The organism is Bacillus cereus group sp. MYBK220-1, assembly GCF_051916445.1.
In the GTDB taxonomy this organism is placed as follows: domain Bacteria; phylum Bacillota; class Bacilli; order Bacillales; family Bacillaceae_G; genus Bacillus_A; species Bacillus_A cereus.
Genome location: NZ_JBQAGQ010000002.1, coordinates 1225670 through 1239569, shown reverse-complemented (window position 1 = coordinate 1239569; position 13900 = coordinate 1225670). Strand labels below are relative to the sequence as shown.

Genomic DNA, 13900 nt, shown 5'->3' with positions numbered 1-13900 from the left:
TTAAAATTAAAAAATAGTAAAATTAACCAATAATCAATTCTACAAATTGATTATATCAATAATTTAAAAATTTCTAAACAAAAAAATGATATTTTTCCAAAATTTCTCTTTTACTATAATAACGATATATTGTATAATACTAATTTATTTGTTTTTTAAGCACACTCTATAAATCTACTATAAAATAAAGGCAAACCATCTATTTTATATATTTATAAGGACTTATTCACTTTAAATCCCAGCGATAAAGTAGCCACTAAATCATTATTTTCCTCCCATTCAGACTATAATACTCACTTCAAAGTCATAATTACCTGCCTTTCAACAAACCCAAACTCTTCGTACATCTCTTTTGCAAAATTCCCAGCAAATACATTCAACCGAATTTCTGAATACTTCTCCTTTAATTCCTTAATACCAGCTTCCATCAGTTCTCGCGATAATCCTCTCCCGCGATATTTTGGGAAAACGTACAATTCATATATAAATCCAAGTTTTTCACGAGAAAAATAGTCTGTATTTTCCCCTATTAATATCCATCCCATTACTTTATTTTCTTCTTTAATAATTAAATAGTATGCTCCTTTTTCTACAATCGGCTTTGTAATCTCAATTGCTTTCTTGGTACTTAATTGACAATTGCCTCTCGTCCCTTCAAAAAGCGATTGAGCCGCATATTTTAATATTTCATTGGTATCTTCTTGATTCGCCTTAATTATCATTTTTCACAACTCCCCTTGAATAATAGGCATTACTATCGCTTGTTCAAGATTCTCCGCTTCCATAACAATTGCCGTTAATCCGTGTTCTGTACTTGTTTCATGGAGCTCTCCCTTTTCCCAAAACACAGCTTGTCCCGCCTCTATCTTTATCTTTTCTTTATTTACTCCACATACATATCCTGTCCCGTCCACAATAAGAAGCAGTTGAGATACAACTGCTTCATGATTACCGATGATTCCATTCTCGTGTAAATGCATAGCACCGATATGTATATTTCCTCGATGGTTTAATATTTTCGACATGATGAAATTAGATTGAAATACTGATAGGTGCTTTCCTACTTTTTCACTAAAATCAAAAATTTTCATTACTAGTTCTCCTTATACGTATAAAACCATCCTTACTGTCTGCATCATATGTCCTTCAAAGTCTTCTTCAAATTGCTCTAATTCAGCAAAACCTTTCGCTTCATAAAAGCGTTTTCCTTTTTCATTTGCTGCTTCTACATGTATGTACAATTTCCGTATCCCATTTAATGCTTTAATTCCTTTTTGTAATAAAGCACTTCCGATCCCTTTTCCTTGCTGATCTGGTAACAAATAAATCGCACCTAATTCCGCTTCGTTTTGTAGTCTAACAGGTGAAAAGTTCGCAAACCCTATTACTTCACCCTCTTCTTCCGCAACGAATAAATGTGTATTTTTAAGACGATATTTCATTTTTTCATCAGAATATGCCTCGTCTAAAAAACTATCTTGAATTTCTCTCGGAATAATGCCTTCATATGTATCATGCCAAGCTATTTTTGCTACTGATTGTACAGCGTGAATGTCTTCTTGCTTCATTTCTCTAATTATATATGTCATCTCGATGTCTCCATTCTCTTTAAATTATATTCTGCTAATATACTAGAAGAAACGGCAAAACCATTTTCATAATTCACCTTAATTAATTTTAATTTCTCAATTGAAGCTGTTGCAAAATTAAACTTTCCATAAATATATTCCATTACACTTAAAAACTGCTTTGTATGTAATCTATTTGCAATTGTACAATGCGGAACCCATTTTCCCGGTACGTAATATGAATTTGGGTTGTCATGAAAAGTTTTAAAATAATCATGATAAGAATAATGAAGTTTTAACAATTCATCGGTAACGGTCGGCGCTAGAAAGACCGTTCCATTAGTAGGAAAAATTCCAACAGAAGGAAAAGTTACTGCGTCTATATTTTCTTGAATAGCTACAAACTCCCCTAGTTTCTCCGTATACAAATGAACATCTAACTCATTATAATCCGCAATCGTTATATGAGGTTCTACTCCAGCTAATTGATTTGTTCCAATTACATTTGTTAATTCATTTTGCAGTTCTGTAATTTTATTAGTAAACACACCATCAAATGTAGCAATAATAGCGTACAATCTTTCTCACCCCTTCGTTACACATAGCGCTTCCCATTCTTCACGAATCATGCCCATTCGAATAGAATCATAGTATGTTCCGTTATAATAACGACACTTTCGCATTCTACCTTCTAAGCTCATTCCTATTTTCTCCGCTACTTTCATCATTCGTTCATTACCAGACCAAGTCGTGAGCCCTACTCTACCAATTTCCATCTTTTCAAATAATAAATCTCGATATAACGTTAACGCTTCTGTACCGTAGCCACCATTCCAGTAAGTTGGATTATAAATAACAATTCCCATCTCCAACCAACGCGTCGGTTTATGCTCCCAATAAAATCCGACCGTCCCTATAATTTGACCGTTATTTTCTATAATTAAATTTGACAGTGGTTCTTCTTGCAAACGAGTTTGCATCTTCTCTTTATAGGAAGAGTATTCTTGCATTGAGAACGGGAAATATGGCGCATCCCATTTCTTCCATTCTGGGCTTTCTTCTTTAAATATGATATTCCATAATGTTTTTATATCCGATTCTTCTATTGTACGAATTGTAACTTTCTTCCCCTTTAATACAACGTTTTGCATAATTCCCTCCTGCATTCCTCTTTATTTCATATATAATTATAATATTTTTTCAGAAAAATCAAAACTAATATCATTTATTATATTGTATAATTTTGTTATTAGATACCAATTATTGATTTAGAAAGCTGGTGATTTAGTGAATAATCGATTTAGTATTGCTATATTTCTCACTATTATTACGACAAATATTATTCTATATTTCTTCTTACCATCAAATATTGTTACGAAATGGGACTTCAATGGAACGCCTACATCAACAATGGATAAAAGCACTTTTGTAATCGTAAATATAATTATATGTTCCTTCTTATTCTTTGTATTTTTAGCTTTATCTAAAGCAGCGAGTAACCAGAAATTTCTCCATTGGATCGGCAACACAATGTTACTATTCTTATTTTTTGTCGATATTGTCATCGCCCTCATCGCTCTTGGCTTTTCACTTCCTCTTGATCATTTCATATTTTTAGCATTAGGGCTTTTATTTATATTAATAGGTTATTTCAGTTCCAAAATTGATACGACTAAATCAACCGTTTCATTAGAATGGAATGATAAGCACCTTGAAAAAAGAGCTTCAAATATTAGTAGTATTTCAATGATGATAGCAGGTATTTTTTTAGCGATACTTCCTTTTATCGTTTCTGCTCCCTATAGAGGTTATGGCATACTAGCAATTCTTTTAGGAATGACGCTTATCATTCTGCCGAGTACGATTTATTTACTTATTAAAGACAGCAAGCAATCTACTCCTTTAAAAAAATAGGAGGTTATATCCCTCCTATTTCAGCTTAATGTTTTATTTTTCACTTTTTCTATCTCAACTAAAATCCCTTTCCCTATCCAACCCTCTACGCCATCTTTTTTAATTAAATCATATCCTGAACAGCTATCATCAATGAGAGAAACGATATCTCCCTTCCTAACGCTTATTTGCGCACAAGAAATATCGGTTTTCACTGTATATTCACCTGACTCAAGTTGTTTCATATATTCATTTTTTACAGTGAGTAAATTATTCGTTTCCTTTTGTTTACATACGGTGTAATCTTGCATCTTCTGGATAGGCTCTATGTAATAATACGGATATGTCACTCCGCCCTGCATTTCTGAATTTGCATTAAAATCCGCTATTACTTCATACTCCGGAAAATAGTCTACATATGTATAAGAAAACGTATCGCCCGTTTGTTTCCTCTGAATAATAAATACGTTTAATTGCCCTGCTTCTTTAATTGCATTTCCTCCATCAATTGCAATAATTTTTTTCTCCTTATCAATAACTGGATTGTTAGACGGTGCTTCTTCAGAATAGTTCACGACAGGCCAATGACCAACTATTACATACTTATTTGCTTTATGTGATTTATTAAAAAACTGTGGCATTGCTATCGCATTTTTGCGCTCAGTTTGTTTCCAATCTACTCTATCTTCTAGACCGGCATGCACAAAAATATAATCTTCTGTTTCAATCGCTGTTGGCAACTCTGTTAGCCAATATAGTTCTTGTGAAAATTCACTTAACAATGCTTCTTTCACTTCACGAATTGAAGTGCCCTCATGAACTGAAAAACCCAATTGCTCTAGCCATTCATTAAAAATCGAGTGCTTTCTCATACATAAATAATTAATAAGATCAGGATTTTCATTTAGAAGAGCATCAACTATAACTTCACAATTCCCTTCAACAACGTGAACCTTTGAATTGTTCTTTACAAGATTCATAACGTAGTTTACTACGCCTACGCTATCTCGTCCTTTCTCGCAAAGATCTCCATTAATAATTAAATAATCTTCATCTTTAAAGTTAACTTTATGTAGTGCTTCTTTTAAAAGATTTAATTCTCCATGAATATCAGATATGACGATAACTCTAGCATCATTAGGGATTGATAGTTCCTTTATTTTTTTCAAGTATAAGCGCTCCAATCATTCTCTTTATTAAATTAAAACAATTCGACAAAATACACTATATAACCTTTTCAAATACATATACCATAACTTACAACCTATTTACGGTTTAATAATAACTTAAAAAATAAGAAGAAGCTGTTCCCAACTTTTGCGGGACAACTTCTTCTTATTTTTTATAATTCTTTATGAAAAGAATAACTCACCTTATCATACCCTTCTCTTTCATAAAAACGATGAGCATCAATTCTTGAAAATGCTGACGTGAGGACGATAGACTCACATTCGTTTTCCTTTCCCCAGTTCTCTATATACGAAAGTAATACTTTCCCATGTCTTTTTGAACGATGTGCTTCTGCTGTTACAAGGTCATATACGAAAACGTGTTTCTTATTATAAAAGTTCGTACAAATTGCTACACCTGCAAGGCTAACAACTTCACCATCCTCATTACGCAGCGAAAATAGTTTATAATTTTCTTCTTTCATATTTCGAAATAAAGAGCTTGTTTCCTCTTTTGAAAGTTTCGTTCTTAATTGCTGTAAAACAGGTAATACTTCATGTAATTGCTCTTCTGTTACTACTTCTTTAACATTCATTTTTAACTCTCCCTTAACTATTTAAATAATTTTCTAAATGTTATATCATTATTATAGAAAGAAACTACCCTTTACTTAAGTGGCAGTTTAAGTGTTTTTTATAAGGCCAGTTTTAAAGGAGAGTTTTATATGGATTTTACTATCCCATTGCAATTACAAAGTAACACACCTATTTACTTGCAAATTTACGAATATATAAAAGCTGAAATTATACAAGGGACTATTTCTGTTGGCACACGTCTACCCTCACACAGAAATTTAGCATCACAACTTAATATTAGCCGCATTACTGTTGAATCAGCTTATCAACAGTTATTAGCTGAAGGTTATGCAGAAAGTAAACCGAAACGTGGTATTTTTGTAGCAAATTTCGATATTGACGTTATCCCAAATAAAAAACGAAATGCAGCAAAGAAGACGAACAATTTGATAGAAGAAAAATTTGAATATGATTGTAGCCAAGGGCTTATTGATCAAAATGCATTTCCGATTACAAATTGGAAACGAGCATTACAAGAATCCATACTTACATACGAAAATGCACTATTTGCCAAAGAAGATCCTCAAGGTGAATTCGCTCTTCGAGAGCATATATCAACATATTTATATCATTCTCGCGGTGTACATTCTTCACCTGATCAAATTGTGATCGGCGCCGGAACACAGCCACTTCTCTGGCTACTACTTCAACTGCTTGGCCCTACAAAAGAATACGGCATTGAAAACCCTGGATTTCACCGTATACACGCAATTATTAAAAGCTGTGATAGACAAATTCATCCCATACTATTGGATGAAAAAGGGATTGATATTTCTAGTTTATACAATACAAATTCCAATGTCGCATACGTTACACCATCACACCAATTTCCACTCGGGATTATTATGCCTTTATCTAGAAGATTAGAATTGTTAAAGTGGGCTAATGATTGCAATGGATACATTATTGAAGATGACTATGACGGAGAGTTTCGCTACGCTGGTAAGCCGATTCCTTCTTTACAAAGTCTTGATTCAAATGAACGCGTTATTTATATGGGAACTTTCTCAAAATCTTTTTTACCTTCTTTACGAATGGGATATGTTGTTTTACCACCACATCTTTTAAAAACATATCAAGAACTGCATGGAATTTTCAAACAAACAGTCTCTACAATACAACAACTTGCTTTTGCTAACTTTATACAAAACGGGAATTGGGAACGTCACCTTAATCGGAGTCGTACACTATATAAAAGAAAACATCATACGTTAGTAAAATCCATTACGAAAGAAATGGGGGCTAATGTTCAAATTCTTGGCGAACAGTCCGGACTTCATATTGTTTTATGTGTAAATAACAGTATGAATGAAAATGAACTGATTGAATCCGCTAAAAAACAAAGCGTTAAATTATACCCACTTTCTCCATATGATTTCGTGAATGATTTACGTAAGGAATCATACGTATTACTCGGCTTTGGTAGTATTCCGGAAAATAAAATTGAAACGTTGGCTATATTATTGAAAGACGCTTGGTTTCCTAGTTGCAAGGAAACTTGTTAACATTGGGTTTAACTTGTAACATGTTAACAATTCAACAAAATAAAAAAGAAGGCTGTTCCAAAATAACTTTTTGGACAGCCTTCTTCTAGTTATTCACCTGACCTAACTTTCCTTCCCGGACGTTTCACACCAGTCGTTTCTGTTGAATAGGAAGCTTCAATTATAGCGGTTGGATCTACAGAGAGAACGAGATCTTTCATTTTCGGATAAATGAATCGGTTTGTAATGCAATAAATGATTCTCTTATGCTCCCCTAAAAAACCACCTTCTCCATGTAGATACGTAACAGATAGTTGCAATTCTTTCATAAGTAAATCGCCTATTTCTTTATTCTTACCAGAAATAATCATAACGCTCTTACCTTGATTAATACCATCTAGTATAAAATCAATCATCTTCGTAACAATATAGAAAATTGCTAACGAGAACATCGCTTGTTCGATTGAAAATAAAATGGCAACAAAAATGAAAATAACTGCATTTACTGCAAGTAAAAATGTACTAATCGGTACATTAAAGTGTTTATTCATCCAAACTGCCAACATTTCCGAACCGTCAATTGCTCCACCCATTTTAACAACAATCCCAACACCAATTCCAAACAGTACTCCACCATAAAGTACAATTAATAACTCAGAAGTCGTAATTGCTGGAAATGGTTTTAAATAAATTAATCCGAGTGTTGTAACTACATTCGCATAAGATGTACGGATAAAAAATTTCTTTCCCATTACTTTTGCAGTAAATAATAAAATTGGGATATTAATTCCTAAGAACACACCATAAAGCGGCAATCCTGCGACTTTATTTGCCATAATAGCAATAGCCGTTACCCCGCCATCTACTAATCCATTAGGTGCTAAAATAAGCTCTAATGAACCTGCTACTATAATTGAGCCAATTGTTAATAATACGTATTCAAATACTTTCTTCATTCATTACCCCCAAAACTTATATATTTTCTTAGTATTATTTTAACGTAATTTTACTACTAATTCAAAGGTATCGATTTATATACAGAAAAGTTTCTCCTTTATCGCTATTTTTATGTAACACATGTAACGCGTAATACTAAAAACACACTTACAAATTAAAAGTAAGTGTGTTTTTAACATCTATTTAATCTTTACGTACGGCTTCATTTTTAATTTGAATATTTCCTCAACTGCCCTTTGATATCCACCGGCATTTCTAAGCGACTCTCCCACTTTACGACTATTCTCCTTAAACGTCACATCATCCATTACTTTCTTTACAGCCTCACGTAACAATTCAGAAGTTAACTCGTTGCGATTAAGTCTTATTCCTGCCCCTACTTCAGTCAATCGTTTTGCAACGAATGGCTGATCTCCTGTTACCGGAATTACAACTAATGGAACACCGTAATATAACGCTTCACTCGAACTATTCATACCACCATGTGTCACGAATACATCAGCATGCTGTAAAACTTCTAATTGCGGGACATAATTATACAACTTAAAGTTTTTCGGGATATTTTCAAATTGACTTATATTTATCTTCTTACCAACGACTAATACGACTGTCGCATCAACATCTTTAAAAGCTTCAAAACATTTTTCATACAAAGCAGGTTGTTCATTAAAAACTGTTCCCATAGAAATGAAAATCACTTTTTCATTTTTTAAATCTTCGGTAGGAAAACTCCCCACTTCTTTTCGAGTAGCAATTGATGGACCTACAAATTTATACGATTCATCAAATACCTCTGAACGTGGCTGATATTCTTTTGAAGTATATACAATCGTAATATCACCAGGATGGTTCATAATATCATACATACTATTACATTTCATTCCATACTGCTTATTCCATCTTTCCATTCCCGCTAAACAAGATTGATATAATGGATCCATTTCATCTACTTGTCTCGATTCTTGCTCATCATGAAAATTAATGTACTGATTAACAGCAAACGTTGTACAGGATGAAACACTTGGTAATTGTAAAATATTCGCTATAATACGTCCTACTGGAAAATGATTATCATATATTAAATAATCGTATTTTTCCTCTTTTGTTTCTTCTACAATTTGAGTAACAATACGCTCTGATGCTTCAATCATATGAGATAGCATCGTCAAAGGGCTCCCACCTTCATTTACTCGTTCCATAATATTAATTTGAGAGAGAAAATTCTCAAACACTCGGAATTCCGCACCTGTTGCTTCAACCTTCTTTCTATAATCTTCAATACAATAAGAAACAACTGTTTCCCCTCGCTGAATTAACTCACTTACAATAGCTAAAGTCGGATTAATATGACCTTCCCCAGGAAAATTTATTACGAGTACATTTGCCATAACATTCTCTCCTATCCAATTAATATAATAAAATTAACAATTAATTATATTAATTAATTTAAGTCTATTATAAATGAATGCATTCTACTTCTTCATGCTTTTCTCTTCATTTTATTATTGAGAAATATTTTCTATAGTCTACATTATTGTGATTCACAATCTTATAAATGAATGCTTAATTTTACTTTTACTCTTCATAGATTTAAAGATACGAGTCTTACATTCAAGTATTACCACCATTATTTTTAGACAATTCATACAAAAATAGAGAAATATAATATTTTTAATGAGTTTTCACTATAAATGTAAGTATGCTTTCAATCTTTTTATCTTTATCCTCATAACTCATCATCTGTTATATAATGAATTTATGGAATTTACAGAAAAAGGAGTCTTTTCATGTTACAACAACTATTCAATTCACCTATTCTATCCGTTCAAGCCTTGCACCCAGGTTATGAAGATCATGCAAGTGATGTTTTTCTCGTTCAAACAGAAGATACAGAAGTTATCGTTCGTGCTTCTAAAATGAATGAAGAACCAAATAATGATTTTTGGTGGGGATGTAAAAATCTATTTGGAATTGATCCAAGGAACGTCCATCATTTAGAAACTGTACATACATTGCTGCAAGAACATACGAATCTTCCTATCCCAACAATATTAGAAAAACATGTTTTAAATAGCCGTGAATTTGTGGTGGTCGAAAAGTTAGTAGGTAACACAGTTCAATCTTTTATCGAGCAACCAGATTCTATTTTATTCAGCCTAGGAAAAGGACTTGCAGAAATACATAAATTTAAAGCCGATTTCATAGGAAATCCGTCTGGCACGTTCCAAGTTCCACTAGATGAATTCCAATCACATATTTTAAACGTGAGTAAAGAGCTTGTGAATATGTTTTATTCCGATGATGAAAGCATAAAAAATGCACTCCCTACCTTTGAATCACAACTTTCTTCCCTGTCCGTACCAAAGGAATCTACACTCGTCTTAATTGATATGGATCCTACTCAATTTTTATCTGACGGTACAACTATTACGGGTTTAGTAGATACTGAAGCTTACGCTGTTGCTCCGCGAGAGTTTGATTTTATCGGACTAGAATATGTACTTACCGAAAAAGAAGCACATGCCTTTAAAAGTGGTTACGAAACAATTATGTCTATTCCTCACTTAGAAGAATATAGACAGCCTTATCGTTATTTATACCGACTGTTATCTGTGCAAGGTAATGTGGAATTAAAGAAATGGTTAAGTCACCCATCCTATTTTTAAATACAAATGAGAGGGAGTATACAATGGATATTCAGAAAAAGCGTTCTGTAACAGAAAGTGAAATACAGCAAATGAAGGATTTAGCTTATATTTGCGGACAACAAGATAATCTTGATTACTCTTCAGATTTACATATCAACTTTTTAAAAAATCGAAATGAAGATTATATAAACGTTTTTCTTCTTTATAACGGTACTCAATTAATTGGCGCTTTAAATATGTATGATTTCGAAAGACCAACAAAGCTTGAACTAATAGGCTTTGTACATCCTCATTTTAGAAAACAACATTTCGGAACTATCCTTTTACAAACTGCAATGAAAGAAATACAAAATAGAGCGACAGATGAAGCTCTTCTTATTATTAATGGGGATTCTATTTCTGGGAATGCATTTGTAAAACATATGAAGTTACCATATTTATATAGTGAATATAGTATGGCGTTCAAAACAAACGAAATTCAAAAAACAACAGATAATAATATACAGCTTACTCTTGCACCTTCAGAATCACTTCTTGACCTTATTAAAATTTCTAGTAAAGCTTTTGGTGATTCAGTAGAAAATACGGCTACATGGTTACAAAAAATGATGAATTCATCTTCCCATCAAGTTTACAGTGCCCTTATTGCTCAAAAAGTGATAGGAACAATTACAGTTTCTAAACAAGAGCAATCTACTACACTATCAGGATTCGCCGTTCATCCTTCTTATCAAGGTAAAGGATACGGAAAAGATATTCTTTGTAATATAGTACATACCCTTATTACAGAAGGAGTTTCAACAATTGAGTTAGACGTCGAAACGAAAAATATCCACGCTTTAAAACTATATACACAATGTGGTTTTGAAATTAAAACGAGGCATGACTATTATAATTTAATGAATTTTTAGGTGAATACATATGTTAAAAAAACAATTTATTCTAATTATGATATTTTAGCAAACATCTATAATAAACATTGGAGACATTTTGTTTAACACTCCTACCCAGCCTCGTTTTACAAGATGCTCTTCCCTACTCTCGTATATTAGATCTTTGTTGCGGGACTGGTCATCTCTGCCGGTGATAGTTTAATTTAGATGAACTAAAAAGTGTGTTTCACAAAGTTTACTCCGTATTACATAACGAGGGTATATTCGCATTTGATATGAATAAAAAAACTGAATCGAAATGATTCAGTTTTTTCTTAATATATTTACAACTGCAGTTGTTTCGTCATTTTCTTTATAGACACGCGGAATTCTTCTATCTAGCATACATGTAACTTCATAGTTTATTGTACCTAACATATCCGCTATTTCTTCTACTGCGATATTTTCTTCACCTTGTTTACCGTAGAATACTACTTCGTCTCCTACTTGTACTGGCATCGCTTTTGAAACATCCAACATTAACTGATCCATACAAACACGGCCAATAACAGGTACTCGAACCCCGTTAATTAACGCATAGCCTTTATTAGATAATTGACGATTATAACCATCAGCATAACCAATTGGTACAGTCGCAATCCATTCTTCACCAGTTGTTACATACGTATTCCCATAACTTACACCACGATTCTTCTTCGCATGTTTAATATGAGCTACTTTTGATTTTAACGACAACGCAGGCTGTAAAGAAACGACTGAATGATCCACTTCTTTTGACGGATACATACCGTACACGCCTATTCCAACGCGTACCATATTTTGAAATGTGTTACTTAATTCCATTGATCCCGCACTATTTGAACTATGAATATATGGTATTTGAATTCCTAATTCTTTCGCTGTATTAACAGCCTTTTCAAATAAACTTGTTTGCATATTCGTATATGATTTATCGATTTCATCTGCCGTAGAGTAATGCGTAAATATCCCTACTACCTCTACATACTCCATACGGTTTAATTCTTCTAAAAATGGTTTAACTTCTTCTTCTTGTAAACCGATACGACTCATTCCTGTATCAATTTTCACTTGAATTTGTACTTTCTTTTGAAGACGGTTTGCAATTTCATTTATACCATGTAAATCTTCTACTCTATAAACAGTCATCATAACGTCATATTGAATTACATCTTCTACAGCCGCTACTGGTGTGTATCCTAAAATTAAAATCGGCACAGTAATTCCTGCTTCTCTTAATTCTATTGCTTCATCTACAAATGCAACTGCAAGTTGATGTATCCCAGCTTCAATTGCAGCTTTGGCAACTTCAACTGCCCCATGGCCATACCCATTCGCTTTTACAGCAGCCATCATCTTAATTTCTTCATCATTTACATGTTTTTTAAATTCTTTTACATTATGTTTTACAGCATTTAAGTCAATTTCTACAATTGTATCTCTTCCATATTTCAAACTCATTGGTCTAACTCCTAACTCAATAATTGCATTCCATTCTATTTCACGTTTCATATGACCTTTTACAATATAATACTTTTCATTATGCTAGTCAAACTACTAGAATTTTCGGAATTTTGAGTATGATATAATATCCTCAAGAAACTATTATATACGGAGACGAGGAGAATTACAATGTTTGTTCAATCTGCATTGCATCAACTAAAAGTTGCTATTGATACTTCTATTTATATGCTTAACCAATATAGTGAAAACGATTTAAAAATACAACCGATTCACTCAAAACGATCATTATTTGAAATGTGTGCACATCTTTCTCTTATTTGTCATGCTGATTTACTCATTTTAAATGGTATTTCAGAAAAAGAATTACATACCTTTTATATAGAACATACGCCCGTAACAGTTGCTCACATGCAACAAACGATGATTGAAGGATACAACCTTCTCTCTAAAACATTTCTTTCCTACTCCCAAATAGAATTAGCAGAAGTTATGACTGCCTATTGGGGTATTTCTTATTCGCGCTTTGAATGGTTACTTGAAATCGTTGCACACTTTTATCATCATCGTGGACAAATTCATATTTTATTATGCGAGCATATGAAAGATCCTCGCATTCCTTTATTTGAGTGATTTTCCACTCATTCATTAATTATAAATAGAGAAGCTACAAAACCAATAAAAAGTATCATTCCTAATAAAATAAATGTTTGAGCATAACCGCCTATTTTCATAAGATAAATAGAAATGATAGGTCCTATACTAGTACCTAAAAATAAAATAAAAGTATAAATAGATACTGCTATTCCCCTTGCTTTCCCTCCTAATTGACCTACAAGAGAAACTAAAGACGGAACGGATATAGCAATACCTATTACAAAACAGACACTCATCATTACAAGTAGAGATAGATACGAAACAAAGCCCATTGAACTTAGACTAAAAATAGCAATCAACAATCCTCCTTGAAGAACTTTCCTTACTTCAAACCTCTTTGTTAAACGACCTGCAAGTGGTGACAGCAACATACCAAACAGCCCTGCTAAGCGAAAATAAAGGATTTGTTCTGCAGTTAAATTGTAAGTAGGAGAGCTCAAATAATTCCCTAAAACAGTATACATATTAACAAAAGCCATTATTAAAACAGGATTTTTCACACTGACTAACTATTAG

At 32.9% G+C, this 13900-nt stretch carries 15 protein-coding genes and 2 pseudogenes; 6 read left to right on the top strand and 11 right to left on the bottom strand.

Translation table 11 applies throughout. The features are described from left to right. Positions 1–293: 293 nt before the first annotated feature. From ACTFRU_RS13345 to ACTFRU_RS13325, 5 genes are read right to left on the bottom strand one after another with little or no spacing between them, the layout of a single operon-like run. Entirely contained in the window at positions 294–722 is a 429-nt protein-coding gene (locus tag ACTFRU_RS13345; RefSeq protein WP_000584245.1) for a GNAT family N-acetyltransferase, read from the bottom strand. A 3-nt stretch (positions 723–725) separates the two neighbouring features. Continuing rightward, positions 726–1091 carry a cupin gene (locus ACTFRU_RS13340; RefSeq protein WP_000688074.1) on the bottom strand — a complete coding sequence of 122 codons (366 nt, stop codon included), beginning with the start codon at positions 1089–1091 and terminating at the stop codon, positions 726–728. A 12-nt stretch (positions 1092–1103) separates the two neighbouring features. Continuing rightward, the gene (locus ACTFRU_RS13335) at positions 1104–1589 is read right to left on the bottom strand and encodes a GNAT family N-acetyltransferase (RefSeq protein WP_000221048.1); all 486 of its coding nucleotides are present in this window, start codon (positions 1587–1589) and stop codon (positions 1104–1106) included. Next, entirely contained in the window at positions 1586–2146 is a 561-nt protein-coding gene (locus tag ACTFRU_RS13330; RefSeq protein WP_006923797.1) for a 2'-5' RNA ligase family protein, read from the bottom strand. The genes ACTFRU_RS13335 and ACTFRU_RS13330 overlap by 4 nt, the downstream gene beginning before the upstream one ends. 6 nt (positions 2147–2152) lie before the next feature. Then, entirely contained in the window at positions 2153–2719 is a 567-nt protein-coding gene (locus ACTFRU_RS13325; protein WP_001181857.1) for a GNAT family N-acetyltransferase, read from the bottom strand. Positions 2720–2855: 136 nt separating this feature from the next. Between ACTFRU_RS13325 and ACTFRU_RS13320 the strand changes: the two genes are divergently transcribed. Next, entirely contained in the window at positions 2856–3482 is a 627-nt protein-coding gene (locus tag ACTFRU_RS13320) for a DUF1648 domain-containing protein (protein ID WP_048535501.1), read from the top strand. A 20-nt stretch (positions 3483–3502) separates the two neighbouring features. Here the strand turns inward: ACTFRU_RS13320 and ACTFRU_RS13315 are convergent, their stop codons facing one another. Both ACTFRU_RS13315 and ACTFRU_RS13310 read right to left on the bottom strand, forming a co-directional pair. Then, positions 3503–4630, bottom strand: a complete 1128-nt coding sequence (locus tag ACTFRU_RS13315; protein ID WP_284996385.1) for a metallophosphoesterase — start codon at positions 4628–4630, stop codon at positions 3503–3505. A gap of 173 nt (positions 4631–4803) precedes the next feature. After that, entirely contained in the window at positions 4804–5226 is a 423-nt protein-coding gene (locus ACTFRU_RS13310) for a GNAT family N-acetyltransferase (RefSeq protein ID WP_001101118.1), read from the bottom strand. Between the two features lie 129 nt (positions 5227–5355). On the opposite strand from ACTFRU_RS13310, the gene pdxR reads away from it, so the two are divergent. After that, entirely contained in the window at positions 5356–6771 is a 1416-nt protein-coding gene (gene pdxR / locus ACTFRU_RS13305; protein ID WP_006923789.1) for a MocR-like pyridoxine biosynthesis transcription factor PdxR, read from the top strand. A gap of 89 nt (positions 6772–6860) precedes the next feature. Here the strand turns inward: pdxR and ACTFRU_RS13300 are convergent, their stop codons facing one another. Together ACTFRU_RS13300 and ACTFRU_RS13295 are read right to left on the bottom strand one after the other, a co-directional pair. Further along, the gene (locus ACTFRU_RS13300) at positions 6861–7706 is read right to left on the bottom strand and encodes a YitT family protein (RefSeq protein WP_000755127.1); all 846 of its coding nucleotides are present in this window, start codon (positions 7704–7706) and stop codon (positions 6861–6863) included. 180 nt (positions 7707–7886) lie between these two features. After that, on the bottom strand, positions 7887–9095 hold the full coding sequence (locus ACTFRU_RS13295) for a macrolide family glycosyltransferase (protein ID WP_006923787.1): 1209 nt from the start codon (positions 9093–9095) through the stop codon (positions 7887–7889). A gap of 399 nt (positions 9096–9494) precedes the next feature. On the opposite strand from ACTFRU_RS13295, the gene ACTFRU_RS13290 reads away from it, so the two are divergent. The 3 genes and pseudogenes from ACTFRU_RS13290 to ACTFRU_RS13280 form a co-directional block, all read left to right on the top strand. Next, the gene (locus tag ACTFRU_RS13290; protein WP_088363311.1) at positions 9495–10373 is read left to right on the top strand and encodes a nitrate reductase; all 879 of its coding nucleotides are present in this window, start codon (positions 9495–9497) and stop codon (positions 10371–10373) included. A gap of 23 nt (positions 10374–10396) precedes the next feature. Continuing rightward, positions 10397–11266 carry a GNAT family N-acetyltransferase gene (locus ACTFRU_RS13285; RefSeq protein ID WP_025710181.1) on the top strand — a complete coding sequence of 290 codons (870 nt, stop codon included), beginning with the start codon at positions 10397–10399 and terminating at the stop codon, positions 11264–11266. Then, a pseudogene (locus tag ACTFRU_RS13280) lies at positions 11267–11529 on the top strand (class I SAM-dependent methyltransferase); the annotation flags it as partial. A gap of 22 nt (positions 11530–11551) precedes the next feature. Here ACTFRU_RS13280 and alr read toward each other — a convergent pair. Beyond that, a complete protein-coding gene (alr, locus tag ACTFRU_RS13275; RefSeq protein WP_002182683.1) occupies positions 11552–12727 on the bottom strand; it encodes an alanine racemase in 1176 nt (391 codons plus the stop codon). 171 nt (positions 12728–12898) lie between these two features. On the opposite strand from alr, the gene ACTFRU_RS13270 reads away from it, so the two are divergent. Then, positions 12899–13360, top strand: a complete 462-nt coding sequence (locus ACTFRU_RS13270) for a DinB family protein (protein ID WP_000498002.1) — start codon at positions 12899–12901, stop codon at positions 13358–13360. Positions 13361–13368: 8 nt separating this feature from the next. On the opposite strand, the pseudogene ACTFRU_RS13265 reads toward ACTFRU_RS13270, so the two are convergent. After that, positions 13369–13872 (bottom strand): annotated as a pseudogene (locus ACTFRU_RS13265) (MFS transporter); the annotation flags it as partial. Positions 13873–13900: the final 28 nt, after the last annotated feature.

Bases quoted from the DNA above. Each gene is read 5' to 3' on its own strand.
- ACTFRU_RS13345 (WP_000584245.1), bottom strand. From the start codon at position 722: ATGATAATTAAGGCGAATCAAGAAGATACCAATGAAATATTAAAATAT.
- ACTFRU_RS13340 (WP_000688074.1), bottom strand. From the start codon at position 1,091: ATGAAAATTTTTGATTTTAGTGAAAAAGTAGGAAAGCACCTATCAGTA.
- ACTFRU_RS13335 (WP_000221048.1), bottom strand. From the start codon at position 1,589: ATGACATATATAATTAGAGAAATGAAGCAAGAAGACATTCACGCTGTA.
- ACTFRU_RS13325 (WP_001181857.1), bottom strand. From the start codon at position 2,719: ATGCAAAACGTTGTATTAAAGGGGAAGAAAGTTACAATTCGTACAATA.
- ACTFRU_RS13310 (WP_001101118.1), bottom strand. From the start codon at position 5,226: ATGAATGTTAAAGAAGTAGTAACAGAAGAGCAATTACATGAAGTATTA.
- pdxR (WP_006923789.1), top strand. From the start codon at position 5,356: ATGGATTTTACTATCCCATTGCAATTACAAAGTAACACACCTATTTAC.
- ACTFRU_RS13300 (WP_000755127.1), bottom strand. From the start codon at position 7,706: ATGAAGAAAGTATTTGAATACGTATTATTAACAATTGGCTCAATTATA.
- ACTFRU_RS13295 (WP_006923787.1), bottom strand. From the start codon at position 9,095: ATGGCAAATGTACTCGTAATAAATTTTCCTGGGGAAGGTCATATTAAT.
- ACTFRU_RS13290 (WP_088363311.1), top strand. From the start codon at position 9,495: ATGTTACAACAACTATTCAATTCACCTATTCTATCCGTTCAAGCCTTG.
- ACTFRU_RS13285 (WP_025710181.1), top strand. From the start codon at position 10,397: ATGGATATTCAGAAAAAGCGTTCTGTAACAGAAAGTGAAATACAGCAA.
- alr (WP_002182683.1), bottom strand. From the start codon at position 12,727: ATGAGTTTGAAATATGGAAGAGATACAATTGTAGAAATTGACTTAAAT.
- ACTFRU_RS13270 (WP_000498002.1), top strand. From the start codon at position 12,899: ATGTTTGTTCAATCTGCATTGCATCAACTAAAAGTTGCTATTGATACT.